We start from the raw sequence: 12,560 nt of genomic DNA, 5'->3' as shown, positions 1-12,560 counted from the left end.
CAACAAAGTAAATCATTATTGAAATTTAAACCCTATACAAACATAGGATGACAAGGATAACATGCGAACACCTCATGATGGATCTCAGTATGCACTGGAATGACAAGGGTGACATGCAAACATTACATCATGGATCCCAGTATGCAATGGAATGACAAGGGTAACACTCAAACATTACATCATGGATCCCGGTATGTATTGGGATGGCAAGGATGACACTCAAACATTAAATCATGGATCCCGGTATGCACTGGGATGATAAGGATAACATGCAAACATCACATTATGGATCCCAGTATGCAATGGGATGACAAGGGTAACACTCAAACATTACATCATGGATCCCGGTATGCAATGGAATGACAAGGGTAACACTCAAACATTACATCATGGATCCCGGTATGTATTGGGATGGCAAGGATGACACTCAAACATTACATCATGGATCCCAGTATGTACTGGGATGATAAGGGTGACATGCAAACATTACATCATGGATCCCACAGTATGCACTAGGATGACAAGGGTGACATGCAAACATCACATTATGGATTCCAGTATGCACTGGGATGACAAGGATAACATACGAACGCAAAACCATGGATCCCGGTATGCACTGGGATGACGAGGGTGACATGCAAACATCACATTATGGATCCCAGTATGCAATGGAATGACAAGGGTAACACTCAAACATTACATCATGGATCCCGGTATGTATTGGGATGGCAAGGATGACACTCAAACATTAAATCATGGATCCCGGTATGCACTGGGATGATAAGGATAACATGCAAACATCACATTATGGATCCCAGTATGCAATGGGATGACAAGGGTAACACTCAAACATTACATCATGGATCCCGGTATGCAATGGAATGACAAGGGTAACACTCAAACATTACATCATGGATCCCGGTATGTATTGGGATGGCAAGGATGACACTCAAACATTACATCATGGATCCCAGTATGTACTGGGATGATAAGGGTGACATGCAAACATTACATCATGGATCCCACAGTATGCACTAGGATGACAAGGGTGACATGCAAACATCACATTATGGATTCCAGTATGCACTGGAATGACAAGGGTGACATGCAAACATTACATCATGGATCCCAGTATGCACTGGGATGACAAAAAGAATATCATTCTGAAAACAAAACTAGTTTGTCGCAACACACAGGTATCCTGTTATAGATCCAGCCTTTAGTTTATCCTGAGCCAAGTCGAAGGGCTAGGATGACAAATAAAAAGCATTAGTTTTGATTAATAATCTCGAAGCAAGATCATGAGGAATTAAAAGTTTACTAAAACAAAATTAAACTTCTCTCCCATTCTTTTTTGTGCAATTTGGTTAATCGTATTTTCTGTTAATTGCAAGACTCTTGGGTATCCACCTGTAGTTTGGCAATCTCTCATTAAAACAATTAAATTACCTGATGGAGTTAACTGTACCGTACCCGGCAAAACTGGAGAAGTTATTATGGAAGAAATACTATTTTTTAACTTTTCTTCTAACTGAATTGCCATTCGATTTATGGTATTAGAAATTGTAAAAACAGAATTAGTTAAAACCCTTTTTTGCTCTATCGACAACGACTCATATTCAGGTCCCGGATATACCTCAACAACCTTTGTTGTTTTTGCAAAAAAAGAAGCCGAAACACCAGAGAAATTTCCCTTAAAATATTCTTGTTTTTTATATGCAATTCCATCCCCAACTGATAACTTTTTTTTAGCAGTAATCCCCCCATAATAAGATCTACTATCTAACACTATTGATGAACTAAACCCATCTTTAATTCCTACATATCCATATATTTTATTCTTACAAAAATTAATAACCAAAATATCATTTTTACCCACCTTGGTTTGATGATACATTTTTATTTTTTCACCATTTAAAAAAGCATCTACAGGAGCACCCGTTAAAGCAATACTTGTAGCTTCAGAAAATTGCAAAACAGGAGCTTGAAAAGTCCATTCTATACATGCGCAATTTTTATCGTTTCCTAAAAGTAAATTTGCAAACCTTAATGACTCTAAATCCATCGCACCACTTTTTGGAACTCCGTATTTTGAAAATCCAAAACGACCTTCATCTTGCACCGTAGTAAAAATACCTGGCTTTATTATTTTAACCAATCCCATCATAAAATCACAGATTCCGGAAGATAAACTCCATTAGAAACCAACAACCTTATATCGTTATATTCTTTTTCTTTTATCGGCATAAACTGTACACTATCCCCAGGAGAAACAAAACAGCACGGATCTGATTTTGGATCAAAAAAATCTAACGGACACATACCTATAACATGCCAACCACCAGGGCTATCTATTGGATAGACCCCGGTTTGTTTTCCGCCGATAGCAACTGATCCTTTTTTAACTTTTAATGAGGGAGTACTTTTTCTAGCAAAATGTAATGGATCTGCCAAACCACCTAAATATAAAAATCCCGGTAAAAAACCAATGAAATAAACTTTGTAAAAAGGAGCAGTGTGCATTGTAATCACCTCATCTATTGTTAGCGATTTTTGACTAGCAAAGCTTTCTAAATCCGAAGCTAAAGAAGGAGAGTAGCAAACTGGTATTTTCCATAATCGATTTTTCGTCTTTAAATCCTCAAACCCTGATAAATATAATGATTTTAACTCCAAAACAATACTATAGAAATCCTCTATAGTGATATGATAATAAATTAATAACGAGTTATATCCAGATATTACCTCAACAATTAATTTACCATAAAAAATTTCTATGCTACTTTTATAAAAAAGAAGGTCTTGCAATGTTTTTTCATCTATTTCTGAAGGCCATTGAATTAAAATTGCCTTTTCTGAATACCTTTTATATTGTAATTTATCGATCATCTTTTTTATAATTCACAACAAATTCAACAATGAAAACTCCCGATGCAAATACTGTAAAATGCCGACAGCTTTTGGATTATCTCCATGCACACATATTGTATCGAAACCAACAGGAACTTCTGCTCCATTTTTAGTTTTCACTTTTCCTTTAGACACCATCCTGAACACATGATCAAAAATTTCTTTTGCATCTGTTAAGACTGCATTTTTTTCAGAACGAGAAACCAGCGATACATCTTCATTATAATTACGATCTGCAAAAACTTCGTGCTTCACCCTAAAATCACCTTGTGCAAGATACGATAGTTTAGATTCTTTTTGCGTAATAATATACAATCTTTTATCGATATTTTTAACAGAATCTAAAATCGCAGAAGCTACTTCTTCATTTTTAAAAGCTTCGTTGTAAAGAGCCCCATGAGGCTTTATATGATGTAAATACACTCCTGCTTTTTCTGCATGAGATTTTACTAACCCAATCTGATCGGTTACTATGTCTACCAAATTTTGATATGGCATATCCATCTTTACCCTCCCAAATTTTTTGCGATCCGGATAAGAAGGATGTGCTCCTATTTTCACATTATTCTTTATTGCCAGTTCGATCGTTTTTCGTATCACTTCACCGTTACCTGCATGCTCTCCACAAGCTATATTACACCAAGTAATAAAAGGCATTATTTCTGCATCAAAACCTGCTTCTTCCCCCACATCTGCATTAAAAATTATTGTATTCATTTCCTACAAAATATATTTTTTACACTTACAAATTTATAATCACTTTCCACACCCCTCTAAAGCCTAAAAAACAAGTAATCGCCAATATGAAAATCCCTATCAGATTTTGTTTCCATGTATTGGTATATTTACCTAGTATTTTTTGTTGATTCATAACCCATAAAAGGAAGGCTGCGATGATGGGTAAAAGAAGCCCGTTTGCTACTTGAGCAAACTGAATAATTACTATAGATTTTATCCCTAATGAAGAAAATAAAACTCCTAAAAAAAGGATAAACATCCACACTGCTCTAAAGGATTTACTCTTAAGATTTGACTGCCATCCCAAACAACCTTTTACAACATAAGCTGCTGCAAGAGGAGCTGTAATTGCCGATGTAATTCCTGCCGAAAACAACCCTACAGATAACACATATTTTGCTATAGAACCAAAAACAGGTTCTAATCCTTTTGCCAAATCGGCTGCATTATTTATTTCTGCTTCTTGTATTGCTGCCCCTGTTATTATGATTGCCATAGAGACTAATCCCCCTAATACTATCGCTACTATGGTATCTTTTTTTGCTTCGGGTAAATCCTCTGTAGATTTCCATTTTTCACTAACTATGGATGCATGCAGAAATAGATTATACGGCACTACCGTAGTACCTATTAAACCTACAATAGTAAGTATGTTATCTGTAGAAAAATCAGGGACAAACCCTCTAAAAAGAAGAGAAAGATCCGGCTTAGTTACTATTGCAGTGACAATAAATGCTGCACTCATTAACAAAACCAACACTATTAAACTACGTTCCAGAACCTTATAATTACCAATATACAGTAACACAAAAGCTATTATACCAATAGCTATACTAAAATAATTAATCGAAATACTTTGTTCGTTACCTCCTGAAGATTCTAAAAGTGTGGATAACCCTAATGCTCCTCCACTTATATTACCTGCCTCATAAGCTGCATTACCTATAAAAATTGCGGATAAGATTAAAGCTATCAATATCCCTCTTACAATTTTATTATCGAACTGCGATTTTAACACTTCGCTTAGTCCTTTTTGGGTAACCACTCCTAATCTTGCTGCCATTTCTTGCAAAACCACACAAGCAATAATAGATAATACCAAAGCCCATAGTAATGAAAATCCAAATTGCACCCCTGCCAAAGTACATACCGTTACTGTTCCCGGACCTATAAAAGCTGCTGTTACCCAAGTGCCCGGTCCTATATTAAAAAACTTTTTCATTTACTCTGCATTAGTGTCTAAAGCATAAATAGCAAATGATCCAAGCCAATGCCCACCCTCATAACTATCTCCTACCAGATTTGGCAAAGAATAATTAACATGCGTATTTGCTACCGAAAAAAGATGCGCATAGTCTTCATATTGCTTTGCAAGCCCGTATAAAACCCAAGCTCTGCTAAAGTTAAGCCCATCTAAATGCACTAATTTTCCGTCGGTACGATCCGATACTTCTCCTACAGGAATAGTAAAATCTTTATTTTTGAGCTGTGGCATAAAGTTGGTAATCCAAATATCAAACTGGGATTTATCTAATATTCTTCGCATTAAATCGACTTCTTCTAAACAAGGAGATAAAAAATCATAACCTCCAGGCTCCCAACTAATCGGACAACCTTTATCTTTTGTATAAAAATCTTTTGCTCTTTTTTCTATAAGCGCTTTCAGTTTTTGATTTCCTGTAGTATGTGCATAATCCCATGCAAAAGATAATCCAAATGCTGTATTTGGGTGCTCTCCTACCCGAACCGGGTATTTTAACTTTGGTAAAAAATCAATATACCTTTGTATTATAATATCTGTTAGCGGTTGCAAATTTTGTTCTAACTCTCTTGCCAAAGGGTCTTGCCAGGTATGCAACTCTTCTGCCAATTTAAGCAACCACGCCCAACCATAAGTTCTTTCATAAGATTTGTTATGTTTTCCTTCAAAATAAGTAACCTCTTCTTCTATATTTTTTGCAGATATATTTTGAAGTAATTTAATTCTTGCTTCTTCTCTTTTTTCAAGGTTTGGAAATTCTTTTAGAAGTTTTACCAAAGACCAGTGCCCGTGTACCGAAGAATGCCAATCAAAACAACCATAAAACGCCGGATGCAAACTATGGGGTTCTCCTATATTTTCTTTCCCTCCTAATGTCTGCCCTAATTTGTTAGGGTACTCTATTTGTAAGCAAGCTAATGGGAGATCTGCAAGAGTATTCGCTTGTTTTAAGGTGAGTTGTAAAGGAGTTTCTATTGGGTTTTCTTGTACTGCTTCAGTATGTATCTCCTCTGACTCTTGATGTTGTGTTTTTACTTCTTTATTACAACCTAAAAGAGCCAGCCCTATGATTAAAAATAGTATTCGGTTCATAATCAATATTTAAAGTTTTGAAAAAAAATGATTCCTCTAAAAATATTGATTTCCTTATGCAGACTACTAAAATTGTTAATAAGAACAGGGAATAGTTTATAAATTTTAAGTAAATACTAAAGTATACTGTTAAAACACTAAAATATCTTATCCCAGCCAACCATCTCTATCCAGACTCCGATATTGAATCGCTTCAGAAATATGATCTCCTTGTATAGATTCGGCACCTTCCAGATCTGCTATTGTTCTGGACACTTTTAGAATACGATCATACGCTCTTGCAGAAAGGTTTAACCGCTCCATAGCTGTTTTAAGCAGTTCTTTTGAGCTAGCTTCTAATTTGCAATACTCCCGTATTTGCTTTACCCCCATTTGTGCATTATAATGTATATTTTTTAAGGCTTCAAAACGTTTGGTTTGGATATCCCTGGCAAAGGTTACCCGTTTTCTTATTTCTACGCTTGACTCCCCCCTTCTTTCTTCGCTAAGTTTATCAAATGGTACTGGTGTAACCTCTATATGAATATCTATTCGATCTAATAATGGTCCTGAAATTTTACTAAGATAGCGCTGCATTTCTGCCGGCGAAGATGTAACAGGTGCATTAGGATCATTAAAATAGCCTCCGGGACTTGGATTCATACTTGCTACCAACATAAAACTAGATGGATAGGTTACTGTAAACTTAGCTCTGGATATGGTTACTTCTCTATCTTCCAGAGGTTGTCGCATTACTTCTAAAACTTCACGCTTAAATTCTGGTAATTCATCCAAAAACAAGACTCCATTGTGAGACAACGATATTTCGCCGGGTTGCGGATAACTTCCCCCGCCTACCAGTGCTACATTGGATATAGTATGGTGCGGACTCCTGAAAGGACGTTGTGCCATTAACCCCACATTATTTTTGATACGTCCTACTACACTATGTATTTTTGTAGTCTCTAAAGCTTCTTGTAATGACATTGGAGGTAAAATACTGGGTAATCTTTTACTTATCATTGTTTTACCGCTTCCTGGAGGACCTACCAATATAATATTATGTCCTCCTGCAGCAGCAATTTCCATACACCGCTTTATACTTTCTTGTCCTTTTACATCTGCAAAATCAAATTCGGGATTATCTAATGCTGTATAAAACTCTTCTCTTGTATTTACTATAGTTTGCTCTAGCGTTCCTTTTTCGTCAAAAAAGTCAATTACTTCTTTAATGTTATCTACTCCATATACTTCCAAATTATCTACAATCGCTGCTTCTTTTGCATTTTGCTTAGGTAATATAAACCCTTTAAATCCTTCTTCGCGAGCTTTAATAGCTATAGGAAGTGCTCCCCGAATTGGTTGCAGACCACCATCCAGAGATAATTCTCCCATTATTACATATTCTGAAATAGCCGTTCCTTTAATTTGAGAGCTTGCGGCAAGAATCCCCAAGGCTAATGTAAGATCGTAGGCAGAACCTTCTTTTCTTAAGTCTGCAGGCGCCATATTGATAGTTATTTTTTTACCTGGTAGTTTATACCCATTGTTTTGCAAAGCAGCAGCAATACGATAGCTACTTTCTTTTATTGCATTGTCCGGCAGACCTACCAAATGGTATCCTATCCCTTTATCAATATTAACTTCTACAGTTATTGAAGTCGCCTCAACCCCAAAAACAGCACTACCAAATACTTTTGTAAGCATATATATTTTTGTATAAATACAAACATAAGTATAATTAGTTTTAAAAAATGAAACTTATTTTTTGTATGGGAAGAAAATTAAAATTAAAAATAATTGCAAAAAAGCAAAAAACCATCTATTCACACCAGATTTACTATAAAAAATCTGTCGAATCGATGGTTATACACTCTGCTATGTATAAAAAAGCAGGGCTGCCACTTTATTAAGAATATATTACATATAGCATTACTACAAAGCTTACACCCTACTTATATTTATGTATAAATTACATAACAAACAATTATAGTATTGCTTCTTTTTGTACAAGAAACAATTTTTCATTTAAAAATTTTAATGCTGGTATTTTATCTTTGGTATCTACCAGAATCGATATATTATTATTGCTTCCTCCATAAGAAACCATTCGCACTGGAATAAAATTTAATATCTCAAAAAGTCTGTATGAATTTTTATCGTTAATAACAGATTCTCCTACTATACAGATTATACTATGATCCTGATCTACAGTTACCTCTCCATAAGCTTCTATTTCTTTGATTATTTCATCTAAATTACTAGTATCGTCTATAGTTAGTGATATTGCAATTTCTGAAGTAGTAATCATATCAATAGAGGTATGATGGTTATCAAAAACCTCAAAAATCCTCCTTAGATAACCATGTGTCATTAGCATTCGATTAGATTTTATCTTAATCGCGGTAATATTATCTTTTGCAGAGATAGCTTTTAATCCTTTTTGATATGTTTTATTTGAGATTACTGTTCCTGTAGCTTCCGGATCAAAAGTATTTTTTAAAAATACAGGAATATCTTTATCTACTAAAGGTGAAACTGTTTGTGGGTGAAGAATTTTAGCTCCAAAATAAGCTAATTCTGCTGCTTCATTATAGGTAAGATGCGAAATAGGGTGTGTTTCGTCTACATATCTTGGGTCATTATTATGTAATCCATCTATATCTGTCCAGATTTGTACTTCTGAAGCGTTTATGGATGCTGCAATAATGGTGGCTGTATAATCACTTCCTCCCCTCTTTAGATGGCTAATCTGTTCTTTTTCGTCTCTGCAAACAAAACCTTGTGTTATATATAATGATGATTGTGGGTTATTTTTTAAAACCTCGTTCAATTTTTTTCCAACTTTATCCTGATTTGGATTATCTACAGAATCTACGTACATAAATTCCTTGGCATCCAATAAAATGTTAGAGACTCCTATAGAGTTTAAAAACCCGGAAAAGATATAAGTCAACAACGTTTCTCCATAAGTAATTATTCTGGAATTAATAACATCTGAATATTCTTGACTAGATATCTCAAACATTTCTGTTATCATAGATGATAAACCATCTTTGAGTTTGTTTTTTATTGTTTCATCAAAAATCAATGTATCTATGACATCGGTATGTTTACTTTCTAAACGATGTAAGTTTCTGGTTATAGCATCGGCATCGTTAAATTTTATATTCTCTACCAATCTAACTAATTGGTCTGTAACACCAGACATAGCAGAACAAACTACAATTTTATCCTCTTGATCTGCTATTAAAATATCTTTTACTCTATTTAGGTTTTCTACAGATCCTACAGAGGTTCCTCCAAACTTTAAAATTTTCATCAATCTACCTTTTTACTATTTTTAACACTGCATAATTAATTAATACTATACAAATAATAAATTTTTTAAAATAAAAAGCATAGATTTGTACAGTATGTTAAATATATAACAATGAAAACAATTACAGATTGTGTGCATAATATTTTAAGGCACCAACCTTTTCTTGAGGATGCTTTATCCAGAGATATTATAAACTTTAGTTCTTTGGCTGTTGATCTATTACCTACTGTAGAAAAAACAATGAAGAAACCTGTTAAGGCTGGTTCTATTGTTATGGCACTAAGACGTTACCATCCCAAACGAATTAAACATATCGATAATTTAAGAAACTTAGGAGATATTGTGGTAAGATCTGGTATAACAGAGTATACTTTTTTAAATTCTAATAGTATTTTAACGAGCCAAAGCAATCTGTTAGAGAATGTAAAAAATGAAACAAAAGCTTATTTTACATATTCCAGTAATTTTCAGGAAAGTAATATTTTGGTAACTTCATCGCTTAAAAATATAGTTGAAAAACATTTTAAAGAGGAGACATGCATTTCTGTTACAGATAATTTATCTTCTATTTCTATTGCTCTGCCCGAAGATAACACCAAAGCTATTGGTTTGTATTTTTATATTTTTAAGTTATTGGCATACGAGGGTATTCCTGTTTTTGAGGTTATTTCTACTTCAAATTATTTTACTTTGTTTTTAGAAAAAGAATATGTCAATAAAGCTTTTTTATTAATGAATGAGATAAAAGAAAACTAGCGCGCTTAAATTTTGTTGTAATACCGGTTTAGTTTTGAAATATCAATATAATACCAATTTAATTTTTTGATGGCGTATAATTAAATTGAATTATTTTTTCCTTTATAAATCTTTCATGCCATTTCATATTAATTTAGCTATATTTAATATGTCATTAGAAAATTAAATTGGTATAAATCCAAGCAATGACTAAGTATACAAAAACCCTGCTAAATCGCAGGGTTTTATAATAAAAACATATTGCTATATAATTACCAGATATGTACTCTTTTGTCTGGTGCTAAATACATTTTATCTCCTTCTTTAATATCAAATGCATCATAAAACGCTTGGACATTTAATAGCGGCTGTATTGCACGAACTTTACCAGGTGAATGAGGATCTGTTTTAATTTGCGTTCTTAAAGCATCATCTCGTACCAGAGTACGCCATACAGTAGCCCAAGACATAAAGAAACGTTGTTCTGGTGTAAATCCATCAATTTTTTCTGGCGTACCATTTTCTGCAAAATGCATTTGCAATCCATCATAAGCCCCTAGTACTCCTCCCAGGTCACCGATATTCTCTCCTAACGTAAATTTACCATTAATGTATACACTATCCAACACTTCTATTGCACTATATTGTTCTGCCAAAGCATCTCCTCTTTCTGTAAATTTGGCAAGATCCTCATCTGTCCACCAGTTAGAAAGGTTTCCTTTTGCATCAAAACGAGCACCAGAATCATCAAAAGCGTGTGATATCTCATGTCCTATTACTGCTCCAATTCCTCCATAATTAACAGCATCGTCTGCTGTATAATTATAAAATGGTGGCTGAAGTATTGCTGCTGGAAAAACTATTTCATTATTAAGCGGATTAAAATATGCATTTACTGTTTGCGGTGACATCCCCCATTTTGATTTATCTACAGGCTCTCCTATTTCTGCATAGTTTTTATCTTTAGTCCATTTGTTTACCGCGACCATATTATCAAAATAAGATTTATCTGCGGACACTTCCATTTTTGAATAATCTTCCCATTTATCAGGATAGCCAATCTTAACTGTAAACTTTTCTAATTTCTCAATTGCTTTTGCTTTTGTTTCATCCCCCATCCAATCTAACTTCTGGATACGTTTTTTATATGCATTGATTACATTAGCAATCATTTTTTCGGCCTTTTCCTTAGCTTCTGGCGGAAATTTTGCATCTACATATAGTTGTCCTAATGCTTCTCCTACCGTATTATTAACTACTGCAAGCGCTCTTTCATCTGCTGGCCGTTGTTCTTTTTGACCTCTTAAATATTTACTATAAAACTCCCAGTTTTTTCTTTCAATATCTGTGGTTAATTGATTTGTTGCACTATTAAAAGTATCCCATCTAACCAAAGTTTTTAAATCTTCGATAGGAGTATTTTTTAAAAACCCGTCTAATGCTTTAGCATATCTTAATTGTGCTACAATAATAGTGTCAAACTTTTTTGTAACTCCAAGATCACTTATCATCTTATTAAGGTCGATAGACGATAACATTTTATCTGCTTCTGCTATTGTTCTAGGATTGTTATAGTTTCTTGCATCTCTACTTTCTACCTTATTTAATCTTGGCTCTGCCAATTTTGTTTCTAATTCAAGGATTTTATCTGAAGCAGCAGTAGCATCTGCCTCTGTGTCTCCTAAGATTTGTAACATTCTAACGATATGCTTTTTATACTCTTCTCTAATATCTTTAGATTTTTCATCCTGATCTAAATAATAATCTCTATCGGGTAATCCCAAACCGTTTGCTCCTAAATATACAGCATTCATTGCACTGTTATTTAAATCTGCTTGTACTCCTATCCCAATAAAAGGAGAAGATACGGATGGATTTTTTGCAAGTACTGTTTGTAAGTCCGCAATATTTTTAATCGATTCTATATCTTTAAGAGCTGATTCCAGAGGTGCAATACCTGCTTTATTTCTAGCTATAGTATCTAGTTTTGTATCAAAAATAGCCAGTGCTTTTGCTTGATCTGTATCTGCACTATATTTTCCGCTTTTCTTAGCATTGGCTAAAATTTCTAATACATCCTGGTCTGTTGATTTACGAAGAACCCCAAACCCTCCCCAACTGGTACGATCATCAGGAATAGTGGTGTTTTTCATCCAATTACCATTAACATAATTGTAGAAATCATCTTTAGGGCTAACTGAAGTATCCATATTTTCCAGAACTATTCCCGGGATCTTTTCTACTTGAGCAACTGGTTCATTTTCTATTTTTTTTGTTTCATTTTTACAACTACCAAAAACAAAAGCGAATGTTGCCAAAAAGTATACATTTTTCATTTTTATACTCATTCTATTATTAATATTATGATTAATTATTACAATATGACGCATGAATTAAGGATTCGTTACGAATATTAATTTTGTAATTTATATAAAATGAAGTATGTTGTCCCTATTTACTCCTTTTTTTAACGAAAAAATAAGAATAAATAAATAGAATACACCCTAAAATGTACTTAGAGCA

Annotated in this window: 9 protein-coding genes; 1 reads left to right on the top strand and 8 read right to left on the bottom strand. The window is 34.0% G+C overall.

Going from position 1 to position 12,560, the window contains the following annotated elements:
* Window positions 1-1,309: 1,309 nt before the first annotated feature.
* The 7 genes from ACZIYX_RS19560 to ACZIYX_RS19530 form a co-directional block, all read right to left on the bottom strand.
* A complete protein-coding gene (locus ACZIYX_RS19560) occupies window positions 1,310-2,167 on the bottom strand; it encodes a 5-oxoprolinase subunit C family protein (RefSeq protein ID WP_462683951.1) in 858 nt (285 codons plus the stop codon).
* Window positions 2,164-2,889: a 5-oxoprolinase subunit PxpB gene (pxpB, locus tag ACZIYX_RS19555; protein ID WP_462683950.1), complete on the bottom strand. Its 726-nt coding sequence runs from the start codon at window positions 2,887-2,889 to the stop codon at window positions 2,164-2,166. The genes ACZIYX_RS19560 and pxpB overlap by 4 nt, the downstream gene beginning before the upstream one ends.
* 12 nt (window positions 2,890-2,901) lie before the next feature.
* A complete protein-coding gene (gene pxpA / locus ACZIYX_RS19550; RefSeq protein WP_462683949.1) occupies window positions 2,902-3,627 on the bottom strand; it encodes a 5-oxoprolinase subunit PxpA in 726 nt (241 codons plus the stop codon).
* Between the two features lie 25 nt (window positions 3,628-3,652).
* On the bottom strand, window positions 3,653-4,870 hold the full coding sequence (locus ACZIYX_RS19545; protein WP_462683948.1) for an Nramp family divalent metal transporter: 1,218 nt from the start codon (window positions 4,868-4,870) through the stop codon (window positions 3,653-3,655).
* A complete protein-coding gene (locus tag ACZIYX_RS19540) occupies window positions 4,871-6,001 on the bottom strand; it encodes a DUF2891 domain-containing protein (RefSeq protein ID WP_462683947.1) in 1,131 nt (376 codons plus the stop codon).
* A 147-nt stretch (window positions 6,002-6,148) separates the two neighbouring features.
* Complete coding sequence (locus tag ACZIYX_RS19535; protein WP_462683946.1) at window positions 6,149-7,687, bottom strand: YifB family Mg chelatase-like AAA ATPase; 1,539 nt, start codon at window positions 7,685-7,687, stop codon at window positions 6,149-6,151.
* A 280-nt stretch (window positions 7,688-7,967) separates the two neighbouring features.
* On the bottom strand, window positions 7,968-9,302 hold the full coding sequence (locus ACZIYX_RS19530) for an aspartate kinase (RefSeq protein ID WP_462683945.1): 1,335 nt from the start codon (window positions 9,300-9,302) through the stop codon (window positions 7,968-7,970).
* Window positions 9,303-9,413: 111 nt separating this feature from the next.
* On the opposite strand from ACZIYX_RS19530, the gene ACZIYX_RS19525 reads away from it, so the two are divergent.
* Window positions 9,414-10,058, top strand: coding sequence for a hypothetical protein (locus ACZIYX_RS19525; protein WP_462683944.1), 645 nt, complete (start codon window positions 9,414-9,416; stop codon window positions 10,056-10,058).
* A gap of 251 nt (window positions 10,059-10,309) precedes the next feature.
* Here ACZIYX_RS19525 and ACZIYX_RS19520 read toward each other — a convergent pair whose 3' ends face one another.
* Window positions 10,310-12,373, bottom strand: coding sequence for a M13 family metallopeptidase (locus ACZIYX_RS19520; protein WP_462683943.1), 2,064 nt, complete (start codon window positions 12,371-12,373; stop codon window positions 10,310-10,312).
* Window positions 12,374-12,560 lie beyond the last annotated feature (187 nt).

It is taken from the genome of Aquimarina sp. (assembly GCF_977115655.1).
Note: the sequence above shows the minus strand (reverse complement) of the source record. Positions and strands in the feature narration are given on the sequence as shown.